Source organism: Aeromonas sp. MdU4 (assembly GCF_041929505.1).
Lineage (GTDB): Bacteria > Pseudomonadota > Gammaproteobacteria > Enterobacterales > Aeromonadaceae > Aeromonas.
Genome location: NZ_JBHFMW010000024.1, coordinates 276616 through 292953 on the forward strand (window position 1 = coordinate 276616; position 16338 = coordinate 292953).

Sequence of the window (16338 nt, forward strand, 5' to 3'; positions counted from 1 at the left end):
GCCCGGTGCAGGGAGATCTGTACCGGGCATATTTCTGGGTGATTACAAGGTTACCGCATGGGCCTCTTCACCGGGTTTGAACTTCACCTCACCCAAACTGATGCAAGCGACCGGGCAGACATGACCACACAGCAAGCACCCGACACATTTTTCAGTGTCGCAATGGGGCGACCGGCTCTGTTCATTCCACTCCATCGCCTGGTGTCCACCGTCATAGCACGAGATATAGCAGCGGCCACAGCCGACACATTTCTCCTGGTTGATATGCGGATAAACGATATAGCTACGATCCAGCTCTTCTGCGGGCACAATATTGGCATTAGCCAGGCCAACCATCTGCTCCAGAGAGTCAAATCCCTGATCAGCCAGATAATGCGACAAGCCGCTCGCCATATCTTCCACAATCCGGTAACCATATTGCATGATGCCGGTAGTGACCTGCAGGGTCGCCGCCCCCAGCAGCAAAAATTCAGCCGCATCCTCCCAGGTTTCAATGCCGCCAATTCCGCTGATTGGGAAATCGCGCAATTCCGGGTGCGTGCGCAGTTGTTGAATAAAACGCAGTGCTATCGGTTTTACTGCCTTGCCGGAATAACCGGAGATACTGGATTTACCGTTTACCACCGGCATACCCAGCTTGCGATCCAGATCGATATTGGTGATGGATTTAATGGTGTTGATGGTGGCGATACCATCAGCACCGCCCCGTTTGGCCGCCAGTGCGACATCACACATATCGCCGATATTCGGCGTCATTTTGGCCAGCATCGGCAGGGATGAGCCACGTTTTACGGCGCGGCAATATTTTTCAACCAGCGCCGGACTTTGCCCTACATCGCTCCCCATGGCATGGGATGTCATTTGCGGACAGGAGAAGTTGCACTCGATCATATCTGCCCCCGCCTCTTCCACCAAGCGAGCCAGATCTTCCCATTGCTGTTCATTTTCTCCCATGATGGAAGCAATCAGCACTTTATCCGGGTAGTCCTGCTTTAACCGTTTAATGGCCGCCAGGTTCTCATTGAGAGGATGCTCGGCAATTTGCTCCATATTCTTGAAGCCAATAAAACCGGTATCTTCCTTGGTCAAATGATCAAAGCGTGGAGACACTTCGTTGGCAATAAAAAAACCGATGGTTTTGAATACAATGCCGCCCCAACCCACATCATAAGCCTTGGCACACATCTCGTAGCAATTGCCGACCGGTGAAGAGGAGAGGCAAAACGGATTGGGAAATTTCACGCCGCAAAAGGTGATAGACAGATCTCTGGTTAACATGAGCAAGCCCCCTCCAAGTGGTGATGAATGGCCTGTGCGGCTTCTTTTCCGGTTTTCACGGCATATACAACGGTCTTGTCACCTTCGATAATGTCACCCGCAGCAAAAATAACGGGATCGGAGGTTTGGTAGCCCTTGGTCTCAATCTTATTGCGCGACGGTTGCAGCGCGCCAAATGCATCAAGCTGAGCCTGCTGGCCGACCGCCAGAATAATATGTTCCGCCTCCAGCGTGAGTACGCCGGGCAGACGTACATGTTTAAACGTCACCTTGTTGTCAGCGACATCCACCGGGGTAAAACCATCGATGATCGACACCCCAAGCGCCTGGGCACTGGCAAACTCTTTTTCACTGGCGGGGAACTCGGCCAACTCCTCCCTGGCGACACAGGTCACCGAAGAGCAACCCAGCACTTTCAGCGTGCTGGCAACATCCATCGCCACATCACCGCCACCGATGATTAACGCACTGCGGGCAACGGCAATATCACCGCCTGCCTGGCGCGCTCGCTGGAGAAAATCGACTGCAATCTCAACTTGTTGCGCCTGTTCAAATAGCGGCAACCTGCCACCTGCCGACAGGCCGACCGTGACCAGCACGGCGCGGTTCTCGCTCTTCAGCTGCTCCAGCGTAATGTGCTTGCCCACTTCGCAATTGCATTTGAGCTGAACACCCAGCTCCACGATCCGGGCAATTTCACTGTCCAGAACCGACTGAGGCAGACGAAACTCAGGTATACCATGGCGTAGCCACCCACCCGGTTGCGCCTGTTTTTCATAAATCGTCACGTCGTAACCCAAATTACTCAAGGTCACACTCGCCTGTAACCCTGCCGGGCCGGCACCGATAATCGCCACTTTACCCAACGTCTTGGTACCGGGCTGATAAATCTTCATCGCCGTTTGATGTTCAAAATCGGTAATAAAACGTTGTAAGCGAGCAATATCGATAGGCTTGTCAATTCCTGAACGACTACAGCCACGTTGACACAATTTTTCAGTCGGGCAGACGCGAGCACAGACCGCCCCGAGGGCATTATTTTCCCGAATGGTTTCGGCAGCCCCCTTCAAATTTCTAAAATAGAGTGACCGGATAAACTTGCCGGGATCAGTCTGAGCCGGGCATGCCTGGCTGCAAGGTGCATCGTGGCATAATAAACAACGCGAAGCCTCTTTAATGGCCAATAAAGGCGTAAAAGCAGGACTCAGCTCATCCAGATAATTTTGTTGTGGCATGTAATCTTCCTTAATGCTTTTGTAAATTAAGGCGAACGCCTGATATCAGAGCATGGTTATTTAAAAACTGCTGCAAGGCTAAGCATTGAGGAAGGTGTTTTCTGTGAAAGGTTTCACAGATTACGAACTCAAAAATAAAACAGCCAAAATATAAACAGGTGGTGATAAATCCATCATCTGCACCTTCTATATTTCTTTCTAACTGAAGAAAATCTGCTGTCTGGCGACGGAGATCAGACCATCACAAATAAAACAACCAGCATGAGTAGTGATAATGATGCGTATTGTTTTCATTTAACATTGCCATGCCGGGTAATGCTGCAAATAACATGCAGCAACCCGGTACATGATCTTCATCACTGAACTTTTTTGGTTTTCTTGACGCGCTTCAGCGCCATGCTGCGCTTGAGTGGCGACAAGTAATCAATAAACAAATGCCCTTGCAGATGATCAATTTCATGCTGCATGACAATTGCTAAAAATTCGCTGCTCTCGATGGTAACCGGTTTACCATCTCGATCCAGTGCAGATACCACCACTGAACGGTAACGCTCCACGTCAGCGTAATAATCGGGTACCGAGAGACATCCCTCTTGCCCGAGTACCTTGTCAGCACCGCTAATCACCTGTGGATTAATCAAGACCAGCGGCTGATCCCTCTTTTCCGAAATATCTATGATGACGATAGCCTCTTTGCGCCCCACTTGCGTTGCGGCCAAGCCGATACCATTTTCAGTGGCATACAAGGTCTCCAGCATGTCATCAATCAAGCTCTGCACGGCATTAATATCATCAACTGATGCTGATTTAATTTTCAATCGGACATCAGGGACCGTCAAAATATCCAGAATGGCCATCCTCTCCTCCATTAAACATCGTGTTCATACCAATGAACGGGACAAAGAGATAAAATCCTGATCCCCCTCCACCACCTTGTAATCAAGGCGTTCATAAAACTGGGCGGCTGCTAAAACTAAGTGCAACACCTGATTTTGTAGTAAAAACTACAGGAACATGTCTCATATCTGCATCACTACCACGAATTAATTGATGCTTCCCAGCATATTACCCCACACATTCAGCGCAAAAAACAATAGAAACATTGTCATATCATGCTCTTCATTAAATAATTTTGGCCATTATGTATTCATCAACATACTCACCATCGACCTTCATTGAATTTCGCTTTATTCCCTCTGTCTCAAAGCCGCAAGCATGATAAAGAGCGCAAGCGCGAGCATTGTGACACATGACACTCAACTCCATGCGGGTAAAAGCATGGGCTGTGGCCCACTCCTCCAGCGCAGAAAACAACTTTTTACCAAATCCCTGTCCGGTTGTGGATTGTTGAATACCGATAACACAATACAAGACATGTTTGTTGCGATTTGCTGGTTGACCAATGCCGACAATAAAGCCTGCAATCTCATCGTGCTCTGCCAGTACCAGCATGACTTTGTTGTTTGCATCGACAAACGAAGCCAATATTTGAGCTTGCTCAACCTCTGTCGTAGTGCGCTCTCCCGGCTCATAGAGCATAAAGGTTGTTTCACTGTCGAGTCTATTCATTAACGCCAAGACATTATGTGCATCAGATACACATGCTTTTCTCACTTCCATATGATGGCCTCAGATTTAATAATTAATGTCAAGTTATGCACATATTTATGATGGTTTATCGCTTTTATATCATCTGAAGTTCTCCACCTCCAGTTGTTCGATATTAAAGAACCTCAACCTTCACCTTGATAATCCCATCTCGGATATTGGCAATCGAACTGAAGGCGGATTTGGAGAGATCAATAATCCGCCCGTTTTTAAAGGCGCCGCGATCATTGACCTTGACTACCACGCTCTTGCCGTTGGCGAGGTTGGTAACCCGCACCATGGAGCCAAAAGGCAACTCCATATGGGCGGCGCTATTGGCGTTGTTGCGATAGAGCTCGCCGCTGGCGGTCTTTTTACCGTGATAGCGGTCGGCATAATAGGTGGCATAAACGCTCTCGCTATAGCCGCGCCAGCTACCGCCATGGCTCTCGTCATATCGGCTGCTGCAAGCGGCCAGTAGCAGGCAAAGAGATAACAGCAGCCCTTTCTGGATATATTGCACCTTCCCTTCTCTCCCTTGGTGACTCATTGATTGCCTCATCCGCGCTTGCCGCAAATAGCACGCCAGAGTGGCCATAAGGTGCTAGCCGGACAAGGGGTAATGACTATCCCGGCGCGCAATGATCATGAAATCGGCCCCTGCACAGCCCCCGCACCCACTGCCTTGCCAGGTTTATTCCCGTCCTGATTGTTGCAAAATTATCGCGCCAAAATCACTTAACGTTGCACAGGCGAAACAATTTACCTTGCCACTCCCCGGCTTCGTTCACTACAGCCCACTAACCCATCATGCCCGATCACCCTGTGACAAGCTGGCAAGAAGGTGCTGTGCCACCGGGTTGGCACAGAGGCAATGTCATGAGCAGGGTCGTTACTTTGCCATATTTTGCCAATAAAAAGGGAGGCAAATGCCTCCCTCTCACCTATTTACCCGTCATCCCCTGTCAGGATGGGCCAGACGCAGATCAGGCAATCAGCTTGTCATCGCTAAAGCCGAAGCCGCGCAGACCCACCACATGCACATGCTCGTGCTTGCCCTGCACCTTGCGGATGAGCTTGTAGGTGGTGCCCTTCTCTGGGCTGATGTTCTCGGGTGCCGCGATAAGCAGCTGCATATCCTGCCGCTCGCACAGCTCGAACAGGGTGGCGATGGATTTGCCATCCAGACGGGCCGCTTCGTCAAGGAACAGCAGACGGCAGGGGGCGATATCCTTGCCGCGCAGACGGCGGGACTCTTCCTCCCAACTGATCAGCACCATCAGCAGGATGGCCTGACCGGTACCGATCGCCTCGCCGGTGGAGAGCGCGCCGCTCTCGGCCCGCAGCCAGCCATCGGCGCCGCGCTGCACCTCGATCTCCAGCTCCAGATAGTTGCGGTAGTCGAGCAGCACATCGCCCATCACCTGATAGCTGCGATCCCCCTGCTCGATCTGCGGATTGAGGCGCTGGAACAGCTTGGCCATCGCTTCGGAGAAGCTGAGCTCCTTGTCGGCGAACAGATCGTTGTGCATGGCGGTTTGATCGGCGAGCGCCGTCAGCAGACGGGTGTGGGCCTCGCGGATATTGACGTTGAGGCGCACCCCGCGCACCAGACCGAAGGCGATGTTCTGCAAGCCCTGGTTGAGCACCCGGATGCGGTTCTGCTCGCGGCGGATGATGTTGGTGATCTTGGCCGCCACCTCGTGAGAGGAGAGCGACAGATGGGTTTCCCGCTGCTTGAGCTCGTCTGCCAGACGGGCCAGCTCGATCTCCATCTCCTCGATCGCCTCTACCGGATCATCGGAGCGGATGATGTCGTTGCGGATGCGATCTTTGAGGTAACGGTAGACCTGCACGTAGAAGGCGACCTTCTGTTCGGTGCTGCGATTACCCTCGGAGAGACGCAGCGCATCGCGCAGGGCCTCGTCGTGGGCCACCGCCACCCGCAGGGCGCCAAGGGCCTTGTCCGACATGGAGCGCAGCTCGTCGCTGTCGAGGTACGCCAGCTCGCGCTTGTTGAGGCGCTTCTCGACGTCGGTCTCCCGCGCCAGTCGCACCACCCGCGACCAGCTCGCCTTGTGACCCACCAGAGATTTACGGGCGCTGTAGTAATCCTTGCCTTCGAGCTTGAGACGACCACCAAGGGATTCGATCTCGCGCTTGGTGACCTGCAACTGGGCCTCGGCGCTGGTGCGACGGGAACGGGTGCGGATCAGCAGCTCTTCGATCTCTTTCTTGTGAGCGCGCGCCTTCTCTTCCATATCGTCAGAGAGCGTCAGCCCCATGGCCGCCAGCTCCTGCTCGAACTCGGTCAGGGTCTGGCGCTTGGCCGAGGCACTGGAATCGAGGGCGGTGCGCAGCTGCAACGCCTCGGTGTGGCGCTGGGCAATCTGCTTGTGCTGTTCACCGGCGGTGCGGGCCGCCAGCTCGGCAGCTTTAAGCTTCTCTTTGAGTCGCTCGCTCATCTCGGACGCTTTGCCCAGCAGGTCTTGCGCATCCTGATAGGCAAAGTGCGGCAGACGGGCCACCAGCTGATCGAGGGCGTAGCAACGGCGCTTCTGCTCGGCCAACAGGTCGCTCACCTCATCATAGGCCGCCTGCAGCGCAGCAAGATCCTGCGGATCCTGACGCAGTACTTGCACTACTGTTTCGAGTTTTTCGAGCGCCTTACCGTGTTTGGCGATAAAGGCTTCGGCCTGTTTTAGCGCTTCCACATCGGCGTGAGCCGCCTCGAGGCGGGCCGCCAGATCTGTCTCGGCAAACAGGTGGGCAAAGGGCAGCATCCCCTGCACCAGCTGGATATGGCGGGTCAGCTGGGCAGCAGCTGCTTTGGCATCACTCAGCTGCTTGTCGCACTCGCCGATGGCCCCTTGCAGCGCGCGCAGCTCTGCCTGTTTGGCCTGCACTTCGGCTTCGGGGTCGGGGCGGAAGGCGATATCCAGATGCTGGCCGATAAAGTCGCGGAAGTGGCCGTAGAGACGGTGGTACTTCTGCTGCTCGAAGGCGGCCTTGGCGTAACCCTCGATGAGCCCTTCGCGCTCAAGGTCGAGCTGCTCGATCCGCTTTTCCCGGGCGGCGCGGCCAAACAGCGGCAGCTCGGGATAGCGGGAGAAGCGCACCTGACGCTTGCTGGTGCGCACCAGCACGGCGTCCCCCAGCTCGTCGGCCTCCACCAGATCCTCGTCAAAGGAGTCGGGGTTGCCCTGGATGAGGTAGATATCTTCCGGGCAATCTTCCAGCTTTTTCAGCCGCTCGATGGCGCCCTCAAGGTCGAGCACCACCAGGGCGCTGCGAGCCGGGCCGTAAAGCGCGGAGTAGTAAGGGGCATCGTCGATGGAGATGTCGTCGTAGACATCGGAGAGCAGCACGCCCCCCACCTGCTCGGCAATGCGGGCAAGGCGCGGATCTGCCTCGCCAGCCCCCAGCTGCAGGTTGCGAATTTGCAGCTCCAGCGCCTGTTTCTGCGCCGCGATGCGGTTGCTCTCCTGCTCGAACTCGCGCTCCTTGTCGAGCACAGTCTGCATACCGGCCGAAAGCTCCTCGGCGGTGGCGAGCGGCAGGCCGCTCTGCTCGCGCAGCTGCTCGAGTTTTTCAAAGGATTTCAGCCAGCGCGGGGCCAGCTTGGTGAGTTCCGCAATATCGCGACCCAGCTGGACACCCTGATGCTCGAGGCTGGCGCGGCGCTGGTTCACCTCCGCCTGCTGCTCGGCCAGTTCCTCCTGACGGGTGCGCTGGGCTTCGAGGAAGATCTCCAGCTCATCGCTGCTGGCAATCAGCTGACCGGATGCCTGCTGCAGCTCATCACGCAGCTTGAAGAGATTCTTCTGGCTTTCGCTCTCTTTCTCGAGGCGAGCCAGCGCGGCGCGCAGCCCCTGCCCCTGCGCGATGCGGGCCTTGTCTTCGATGTGACGCTTGAGCAGCGCCTGTGCGGTGGGCCAGGCGGCCTCGCGCACTGTTTCCGGAGCGATGCTGAGTAGCAGCGCCAGCGCCGCTTCGTGCTCGGCCACCGCCGCCTTGGCCAGCGCCAATTGCTGTTCGGCCCCCAGCACCCGGCTGGTGAGGCTCTGCTCGGCGGCGCGGAACTGATGCAGGGTGTCGCTCGCCTGTTCGGCGGTCAGCCCCGGCAACTCGCACTGCTCGCGGGCATTTTCCAGCGCCTGTACCGCCTGACGGTACTGGATGGCGCGGGTCTGCTGGATATCGAGCGCCTGCTGGTAGTCGGCCAGCTGGGTCTTGAGACTGTCTACCTCTGCCTGTGCCAGCTCCTTGCGCTCTTCCACTTCCAGCAGCTGACCGTGGATCTCCTCCACGATCGCCTGCTGTTGCTCCAGCTTGTCGACCAGCTCCGCCAGATCGGCGCGATACATCTCGATCTTCTTCTGCAGTGCAACAGCCGCCATCACCTTGGCCAGATGCTCGGCGGCAGATTCCAGCTCGTCGGTCAGCAGTTTCTCGCGGTTGGTAAGCTGCTCCACCTCATCAGCCAGATAGATGGCGCGCTGCTTCTCTTCGGCCAAAATACGGCGCTTGTCGGACAGCTCCTGACGCGCCTTGAGGGCCAGCTCGGAGAGACGGTTCTTCTCGGCGGCGTTGCGCACATAGTCCGCTGCCACATAGTGGGTGGTCTCGGTGATCAGGTTCTTGAACAGATCCCGCTGACCCTGGGTCTCTTTAATGGCTTCCAGCGTGCGGCGGTTTTCATAGATGGCCGCCTCCATGTCCGCAAACGCCTTGCGCACCCCGGAGTTCTCCGGCAGCAGGTATTCGCGCAGGGAACGGCTGATGGACGAGGAGATGCCGCCGTAGAGGGAGGCTTCGATCAGGCGATAGAACTTGCCGCGATCCTTCTGGTCGCGCAACTTCTTCGGGGTAATGCCGAACTCGAACATAAAGTTGTGATAGTCGGTCACCGTATTGAACTTGGCGACCTTGATAGCCCCCAGCTCGGCGGCGGCCCCTTTCAGATCGGTAAAGGCGCGCACCCGCCCCTTGCCGTCATCCAGTTTTTCCAGCAGCAGATCGGTAGGTTGCAACTGCTCCGGTACATCCACCAGCGCGAACGGGGTGATGTTGACCTTGTTGTCACGGTTGGCCACCTGCTCGAGGTGTACGCCGACCCAGATCCGCTGTTCGCGGCTGTTCATCACTTCCAGCAGCGAATAGCAGTGGCCGCGCTGCAGCTTGCCGTAGAGCCCCTTGTCGCGGGAGGCGCTGCTGGAGCCCGCTTCCGTGGTATTGCGGAAGTGAAGCAGGGACTGGTCTGGGATGAGCGCCGCGATAAAGGCCGCCATGGTGGTGGACTTGCCCGCGCCGTTACCGCCAGAGAGGGTGGTGACCAGCTGGTCGAGATCGAAGGTTCGGGCGAAGAAGCCGTTCCAGTTGACCATGGTCAGGGATTTGAACTTGCCTCGCACTGTTTATACCTCCAGATCCAGTTGTTCTTCATCGAGGTCCGCCTCGATATCGTCAAACAGCGAGTCGCTGCTCGGCATCTCGTCGTCGTGGAAGATGGCTTCCCCTTCCTGGATCATCCGCAGCTGCACGGCGCGCGGATCTTCGTCAGAACGCACGTCGGCGGCGAAACGGAACACCGATTCGTTAACCCGGAATTTGTCGCTGTTGCCAAGGGCGGTGATCATGCCGAGGCGACGCAAACGACGCATGGAGGTACGGATCTTCTCGAGCAGCTTCTTTTTGTCGAGATCGGTACCGCCGGAGCGGCTGTTGACCATCCGCAGCAACTGCTTCTCGTCGGCCAGGCTCAACACCTCCTCTTGCAGCTCGCCCATGGCGAACACCCCTTCCGAGGCGAGGCGATCCGGGCTCAGGTAGAGGTAGCAGAGCACCTTGCCCACCAGCATATCGAGCTCGGAAAGCACGGTGGTGCCGATGTCGGCACTGGGGCGCGGACGCAGGTAGAAGAAGCCTTCCGGCGCCTTGATCAGCTCCACCTGATAGCGGCCGTAGAAGATCTCCAGCTCGCTGTGGTACTCCACCAGCGCCGAATGCTGTTCGAAATCGTCGGCACTGATGTGACGGCCGGAGCGCAAGGCGGTGTCGATGCGCGGAAACAAGGGGTTGGCAATCGCCTCTGCGAGCCGCAGCGGCAAGGGAAACTCAGTATTGATCAATGACATAGGCCTGAACCTTGGATCCAGCTTGGTTAATGGGTTTCCATGCGGGTTGGCGGTGCAGCTCGCGCTCGCCGCTGGCATGGCCCAGGCGCACGGCCTGGTCGATCAGAAGACGCGCCACATCAAAATGGGCGTGAGCCGGGTAATCCAGCAGGTATTCCCGCAGTACATCGGCCAAGTCCAGCTGCTGGCCCTGCTCGGGATAGCGGGCCAGATAGCGCTCGATGCGCTCCGCCAGCTCCTGGTTGATGTCCACCATCTCCATGTACTCCATCTCGAGGGGCACCTCGCCGGTCACCTCCTCGTCGTGGATGGCGATGGTTTCGTCGCGCAGCTCCAGCAAACGGGGCTCCTCGGCAATGCGCAGCAGCCAGTTGTGCTGCTCGAAATTGCGGATGGAGTCGCGCAGCCGCTGGCTGAAAGCGCGGTTCTTGTCCATGTCGATGGCGTTGCGAATGAACTTGTGGACGTGTCTGTCGTAGCGGGACCAGAGCTCGATGCACTGCTGGCCCCAGCTGGTGATGACGTCAAGACGACCTTGCAAGGCGTGAGTCAGCTCCTCAACGTGGAACAGATCGTCGCGCCCTTGCGCCGCTTCCTGAATGTTGAGCAGCCCCGCCTGCAGGCGGTGGCCGGCGGCGTCCAGGGTATCTTGCAGTTCGCGCAGGGTCTGGCCAGTTTCGTGCAGCAGTTTTTCACAGCTGTGGATGGCATCGACCCAGTTCTGGGTCAGCAGGGCCGCGATCTCGCTTTTGACCTGATTCTGCTGCTCATCCATGGCGCGCTGGGTGAGATCGATGCGCCCCAGGGTCTCCTCCAGCGAGAAGGTGAGCCGTGGCAGTACCTCGGCATCCCACTGCTCGCGGGTGTTGGTCTCGAGCGCCGCCTTGCGGGCGGTGTCGAGCTCGGCCGCCAAATGCTCGAGCAAAATGGAGAGCTTGATGGAGTCGACCTGACGCTGATCGAGAAAAAAGTCGACGATACCGATCCCAAGACGCGACAGGCGATAGAGGCTCTCCCCCGCCACCATGTCGGTGTTGAAGCGCGACAGCAACTGCTGGCGAATAAGGTCGTTGATGGCGTTGTTGGCGCGACCGGTGAGGGTCTCGTCCATCTGGCCAAAGGCGTTGCTGACGTAGCCAAAGGCATCGTGCAGCGCCGCCTCCGACATGTCCGATTCATCTTCGGACAGGGTCTTGATTGCAATCAGAAAGGCCAGTCGGTCGGTGGGGAGGCTCAGCGCCAACCCCTCCTGCCTGACCCACCCTACTATCTCCGGCAAAGAACGCTCGGGCAGGGTACGGGATGTACTCATCATGATGTTGTCATCTCGTTGTTGTCATTGAGCGCGACATCTCGCGCATGGCTACATCCGGTAGCATCAAAAAAATCACGTTATCCCGGGCATCAGCAAGTGAGTTGCGCCCATCAGTTGGCGGGCTTTTGCGCCATCACATGGATATAACGCCCCAGCGCCACAAAAGGCTCCTGACGGCAATATTGCTGCTCCATGGCCAGCAGATCGTCGAACTTCTCGACCTGATCCTGCTTGTGGCGCATATAGTCGTGGATCACCCGTACACCGGTCTTGCCGATGATTTTGAGTCCGCCGCGCCCAATCCAGTCATAAACCTGCTCCGGCAGCTGCGGATTGGTGGGCGTAAGCGCAGTCTGGCGCTTCTTGCGCAGACCCAGTCGCACGTAGTCAAAATTGCCCACCACCAGACTCTGGAACAGCAGACCATGACGGTTATAGAAAAGCAGCGACAGTATGCCCCCGGCATTGACGAAAGGGAACAGACCGAGCAAGGTCTGGCGCGGCTCGGCGAGCCACTCCAGCACCGCGTGGCAGAGCACCAGATCAAAGGTGCCGGTCACATGTGCTTTAAGATCTTGAATGGGGCAATGGATGAGACGAATGTTGTCTTCCAGCCCCTTCTCGGCGATCTGGCTGCGAGCCAGTTCCAGCATCTCGGCAGAGAGATCACACAACTCGACCTGATGGCCCATGGCCGCCAGCTTCTGGGCGAAATAGCCAAACCCGCCTCCCGCATCCAAGATGCGCAGCGGCCGGTTGCCAAGGCGAGCCAGGCAAGCTTCGATGTCGCTCCAGACAATGGTGGTGCGGATACGCCCCTTGGTGGAGTCGTAAATGTTGCGGGCGAACTTGTCGGCGCGTCCGTCAAAACTCTGATCGTGCTTCAAGGAGAAACTCATCTTTTGCGCCACAGGGTTGTGGCCATCCCAAAAAAGAGAGGTATTCTGTCACATCCCGAATTTGCTGAAAACTCAAGGAAGTGTCTGCCATGTTTGTGGTTAAAAAGTGGCTGGGTCAGCTGCTGATGCCGCTCCCCTTCTCCCTCTCCCTGCTGCTGGTCGCCCTGTTGCTGCTCTGGTTCACCCGTTTCCAGAAAACCGGCAAGCTGCTGGCGACCCTCTCGCTGCTGATTGTGGCCCTGATGGGGATGCGGCCGGTGAGCTATGAGCTGGCCCGCGGGCTGGAGCAAACCTACCCGCCGTTCGAGGTGAGCCAGCATCCAAAAATCGACGCCATCGTGGTGCTCGGCAACGGTCATGTCAGCGATCCGGCGGTGCCCGAGCGCTCCTGGCAGAACAATATCGCCCTCGCAAGAACCCTGGAAGGGGTGAGACTGGCACAAGCCTATCCCGAAGCCGAGCTGGTTTTCTCCGGCTATGTATCGGGCGATCCCCTCTCCAATGCCGAGGTCAATGCAAGGATGGCGACGAGCCTCGGCATCCCCCGTTCGCGGATGACGTTGTTTGAAAACAACAAAGACACTCATGATGAAGCAGTCAGTATCAGCCGCCACCTTCAGGGAAAAGAGGTGGCGCTGGTCAGTTCCGCCACCCACCTGCCCCGTGCCATGGCCCTCTATCAGGGTCAAGGGCTCAACGCCGTGCCAGCCCCCACCGATTACACTGCCAAGCAGAGCCAGGTGGCCCAACCGCTCTACAGTTATTTACCCAAAGGTCGTTATCTGATGTATTCCGAGGCTGCCATCCACGAATGGATTGGGGTATGGTGGGCACGCTTGCGGGGGCAGGTTAACGAATGAGCGATCAAGCGTTTCATTCCTGATTTGGATCAGGAAAGCGAAAAAAAATTACGTCATTTGCCGCCGGGTCAGCTATCTTGGGCTCGGTTCAATTCATATAATGTCGCGCAATCAAATGCCTAGGAGATATACAAGATGAGACAGCACCTGGTAATGGGTAACTGGAAACTGAACGGCACCAAGGCTTCTGTTGAAGCTCTGATCAAAGGACTGACCCCGGCTGCTGCCGCTCATCCTTCTGTACAAGTCGCCGTCTGCCCGCCGGTTATCTTTTTGGGTCTGGTTGAGCAACTGACCGCTGGCAGCAAAATTGCCTACGGTGCCCAGAACGCTGACGTTCACGAGTCTGGTGCCTTCACCGGCGAAAACGCCCCCTCCATGCTGAAAGCCTTCGGTTGCACCTACTCCCTGGTCGGCCACAGCGAGCGTCGCACTCTGCACGCAGAGACTGACGACGTGGTTGCTGCCAAGTACGAAGCGATCCAGAAAGGCGGCCTGGTGCCGGTTCTGTGCATCGGTGAAACTCTGGCTCAGTTCGAAGCCGGTACCACCAATCAGGTTGTCGAAACCCAGCTGAAAGCCGTTATCGACCGTTGCGGCATCGCCTCTTTCAACAACGCCGTTGTTGCTTATGAGCCGGTATGGGCTATCGGTACTGGCAAGACTGCCACTCCGGAGATCGCTCAGTCCGTTCACGCCCACATCCGCCAGTACCTGGCCGGTTTTGATGGCGCCGTTGCTGCCAAAGTACAGATCCTGTACGGCGGTTCCGTCACTGGCGCCACTGCTGCCGACCTGTTCGGTCAGCCAGACATCGACGGTGGCCTGGTCGGTGGTGCGTCCCTGAAAGTGGACGACTTCTCCCAGATCATCGCTGGCGCTGCCAAGTAATCCTGCATTACTGGCAAAGAGAGGGGCTGGTCCCCTCTCTTGTATCGCTTTTCCTATGGTGGCCCCCGCATCCCATACGAAAGCCGATATAGTAAAAGTGGCTTGTCTATTTAAACATTCGTATTTGACAACTCAGATCCAGAGGCACTCATGACCAAACAAATCAAACGTATTGGTGTTCTGACCAGTGGTGGCGACGCACCGGGTATGAACGCAGCCATCCGCGCTGTGGTTCGCGCCGGTTTGCATCATGGCCTGGAAGTTTACGGTATTTATGATGGCTACCTCGGTCTGCACCAGGATCGTATCGTCAAGCTGGAGCGTCACAGTGTCTCCGACGTGGTCAACCGTGGCGGTACTTTCCTCGGCTCTGCCCGTTTTCCAGCGTTCAAAGATCCCGCAGTGCGCGCCGAAGCGATCGAAAACCTGAAAAAGCACGGTATCGATGCACTGGTGGTGATCGGTGGTGACGGTTCCTACATGGGTGCCAAGAAGCTGACCGAAGAGGGTTTCCCCTGCATCGGTCTGCCGGGCACCATTGACAACGATATCGCCGGTACCGACTTCACCATCGGTTTTGATACTGCCCTGAACGTGGTGGTAGACGCCATCGACCGTCTGCGCGACACCTGCAGCTCCCACCACCGCATCTCCGTGGTCGAGATCATGGGCCGCCACTGTGGCGATCTGGCCATGTCTGCCGCCGTTGCTGGCGGTGCCGAGTACGTGATCGTACCGGAAGTGGCGTTTGACAAAGAGAAACTGCTGCAACAGATCAAAGAAGGTGAAGTGAAAGGCAAGAAGCACGCCATCATCACCATCTGCGAGCACGTCACCGATGTGAACGCGCTGGCCAAAGATATCGAAGCCCTGACCGGCCGTGAAACCCGCGCCACCATCCTGGGCCATATCCAGCGTGGCGGTGCCCCGACTGCTCGTGACCGCATCATGTCCAGCCGGATGGGTGCCTATGCCGTTGAACAGCTGCTGGCTGGCCACGGTGGCCGCTGCGTCGGTATCCAGCGCAACGAGCTGGTACACCACGACATCATCGACTGTATCGAGAACATGAAGCGTCCGTTCGATCAGGAGCTTTATAACCTCTCCACCACCCTGTTCTAAGCCATGCGGCTTTTTACCAGCAGTTGATGACAAAAACCCTCCATCGGAGGGTTTTTTTATATCTCTAGCAGGTTAACGGGGTCAGATTGTGCGCTGTCCACACCCTGCATTCAGGCCTTGCCACATCTCACGTACTGACACTACCCCGCACGGCCGCCATTATCCCCACACATGAAGCCACCCCATCTGCGACACCTCTCGCCATCAATACTGAAGCGAGCGCGGCTTGCGCAACAACTCTTGGCACGGCCCCATGATTGCTGCGATATACCAGGCAGCCCCCAGCGCTTCCCCAGTCATATGCCTGTTGGTTCTGTCTGACCCAGGCATCGGTGCCGAAGGTAGATAGCAAGCCAGCGCCAATATCACCTGGACCCGTGCCAGCAGAGACATCCGGCTTGGCAACAACCGACCCTTTGCTTATGCCCAGGCTTGTATGGCGATGGCATTTCTCCTCCAACCGGCACAATTGGCGGTGATAAAACCAGCTACGGCGGTCCCGCTTACTCCCCTTGCGATGGTTTGCCACTGGCAAATCGGGGTATTACTGCAAAACAACGACCATCGCTATGTCATAACAAGAAGGGGCAACAAGGGTTGGTAACCGCTCAACCTAAGGTTACTTCTTTTGGGTGAGCTATCTACGTCAGGCATCGTCAAACAACCACCATAGACACTTTTATGGCCGCCCTGATGCCATTTTCAGGATAATAATTTGTTAAACCAATAAATGGTGTCATATAAGGCCACATGCAAAATCCAACAGCAGATCAATAAAACATTGAATTTAAATGATAATTTTTCATCACCATACCAAACAAAGCCTGCACCATCCGCCATGACTATAAAACAACCTCAATATAGCAAAAACAATGCTTTCGCTTGAGCGACAAAGAAAGGGTCTCATTTTAACAATTTACACCTTGATTCGGTCTCTTATTGTGGTATCTTGTCAGCATCAACCAACAACCTGGGGAGAGAAAAATGAAAGAGTTTGTTGTTACTGCCGTTTTC

Annotated in this window: 12 protein-coding genes; 3 read left to right on the plus strand and 9 right to left on the minus strand. The window is 56.3% G+C overall.

Features of this window, described 5'->3' with window-relative positions:
• Positions 1 to 42 precede the first annotated feature (42 nt).
• From preA to cmoM, 9 genes are all read right to left on the minus strand, one after another.
• Complete coding sequence (preA, locus tag ACE1BR_RS14790) at positions 43 to 1278, minus strand: NAD-dependent dihydropyrimidine dehydrogenase subunit PreA (RefSeq protein WP_374871519.1); 1236 nt, start codon at positions 1276 to 1278, stop codon at positions 43 to 45.
• Positions 1272 to 2513, minus strand: a complete 1242-nt coding sequence (locus tag ACE1BR_RS14795) for an FAD-dependent oxidoreductase (protein WP_374871521.1) — start codon at positions 2511 to 2513, stop codon at positions 1272 to 1274. The genes preA and ACE1BR_RS14795 overlap by 7 nt, the downstream gene beginning before the upstream one ends.
• Before the next feature lie 356 nt (positions 2514 to 2869).
• Positions 2870 to 3370 (minus strand): peptide deformylase, encoded by a 501-nt coding sequence (def, locus tag ACE1BR_RS14800; RefSeq protein WP_374871523.1) that lies wholly within the window; start codon positions 3368 to 3370, stop codon positions 2870 to 2872.
• 265 nt (positions 3371 to 3635) lie between these two features.
• Positions 3636 to 4133 (minus strand): GNAT family N-acetyltransferase, encoded by a 498-nt coding sequence (locus tag ACE1BR_RS14805; protein ID WP_374871525.1) that lies wholly within the window; start codon positions 4131 to 4133, stop codon positions 3636 to 3638.
• Between the two features lie 103 nt (positions 4134 to 4236).
• The gene (locus ACE1BR_RS14810) at positions 4237 to 4650 is read right to left on the minus strand and encodes a septal ring lytic transglycosylase RlpA family protein (RefSeq protein ID WP_374871527.1); all 414 of its coding nucleotides are present in this window, start codon (positions 4648 to 4650) and stop codon (positions 4237 to 4239) included.
• A gap of 436 nt (positions 4651 to 5086) precedes the next feature.
• A complete protein-coding gene (gene mukB / locus ACE1BR_RS14815) occupies positions 5087 to 9514 on the minus strand; it encodes a chromosome partition protein MukB (protein WP_374871529.1) in 4428 nt (1475 codons plus the stop codon).
• 3 nt (positions 9515 to 9517) lie between these two features.
• The gene (mukE, locus tag ACE1BR_RS14820) at positions 9518 to 10237 is read right to left on the minus strand and encodes a chromosome partition protein MukE (RefSeq protein WP_213391489.1); all 720 of its coding nucleotides are present in this window, start codon (positions 10235 to 10237) and stop codon (positions 9518 to 9520) included.
• Complete coding sequence (mukF, locus tag ACE1BR_RS14825) at positions 10218 to 11552, minus strand: chromosome partition protein MukF (protein ID WP_335878169.1); 1335 nt, start codon at positions 11550 to 11552, stop codon at positions 10218 to 10220. Before mukF ends, mukE begins: the two co-directional genes overlap by 20 nt.
• A 110-nt stretch (positions 11553 to 11662) precedes the next feature.
• Positions 11663 to 12439, minus strand: a complete 777-nt coding sequence (cmoM, locus tag ACE1BR_RS14830) for a tRNA uridine 5-oxyacetic acid(34) methyltransferase CmoM (RefSeq protein ID WP_234603236.1) — start codon at positions 12437 to 12439, stop codon at positions 11663 to 11665.
• Between the two features lie 101 nt (positions 12440 to 12540).
• On the opposite strand from cmoM, the gene elyC reads away from it, so the two are divergent.
• The 3 genes from elyC (at position 12541) to pfkA (ending at position 15324) form a co-directional block, all read left to right on the plus strand.
• Positions 12541 to 13311 carry an envelope biogenesis factor ElyC gene (gene elyC, locus ACE1BR_RS14835; RefSeq protein WP_374871532.1) on the plus strand — a complete coding sequence of 257 codons (771 nt, stop codon included), beginning with the start codon at positions 12541 to 12543 and terminating at the stop codon, positions 13309 to 13311.
• 135 nt (positions 13312 to 13446) lie between these two features.
• Positions 13447 to 14202 carry a triose-phosphate isomerase gene (tpiA, locus tag ACE1BR_RS14840; RefSeq protein WP_374871534.1) on the plus strand — a complete coding sequence of 252 codons (756 nt, stop codon included), beginning with the start codon at positions 13447 to 13449 and terminating at the stop codon, positions 14200 to 14202.
• Between the two features lie 150 nt (positions 14203 to 14352).
• A complete protein-coding gene (gene pfkA / locus ACE1BR_RS14845) occupies positions 14353 to 15324 on the plus strand; it encodes a 6-phosphofructokinase (protein WP_163128485.1) in 972 nt (323 codons plus the stop codon).
• The last annotated feature ends 1014 nt before the right edge of the window (positions 15325 to 16338 follow it).

What these genes read in the sequence shown, in the direction of transcription:
- preA (WP_374871519.1), bottom strand. Translation starts at nt 1,278, where the DNA reads ATGTTAACCAGAGATCTGTCTATCACCTTTTGCGGCGTGAAATTTCCC.
- ACE1BR_RS14795 (WP_374871521.1), bottom strand. Translation starts at nt 2,513, where the DNA reads ATGCCACAACAAAATTATCTGGATGAGCTGAGTCCTGCTTTTACGCCT.
- def (WP_374871523.1), bottom strand. Translation starts at nt 3,370, where the DNA reads ATGGCCATTCTGGATATTTTGACGGTCCCTGATGTCCGATTGAAAATT.
- ACE1BR_RS14805 (WP_374871525.1), bottom strand. Translation starts at nt 4,133, where the DNA reads ATGGAAGTGAGAAAAGCATGTGTATCTGATGCACATAATGTCTTGGCG.
- ACE1BR_RS14810 (WP_374871527.1), bottom strand. Translation starts at nt 4,650, where the DNA reads ATGAGTCACCAAGGGAGAGAAGGGAAGGTGCAATATATCCAGAAAGGG.
- mukE (WP_213391489.1), bottom strand. Translation starts at nt 10,237, where the DNA reads ATGTCATTGATCAATACTGAGTTTCCCTTGCCGCTGCGGCTCGCAGAG.
- mukF (WP_335878169.1), bottom strand. Translation starts at nt 11,552, where the DNA reads ATGATGAGTACATCCCGTACCCTGCCCGAGCGTTCTTTGCCGGAGATA.
- elyC (WP_374871532.1), top strand. Translation starts at nt 12,541, where the DNA reads ATGTTTGTGGTTAAAAAGTGGCTGGGTCAGCTGCTGATGCCGCTCCCC.
- tpiA (WP_374871534.1), top strand. Translation starts at nt 13,447, where the DNA reads ATGAGACAGCACCTGGTAATGGGTAACTGGAAACTGAACGGCACCAAG.
- pfkA (WP_163128485.1), top strand. Translation starts at nt 14,353, where the DNA reads ATGACCAAACAAATCAAACGTATTGGTGTTCTGACCAGTGGTGGCGAC.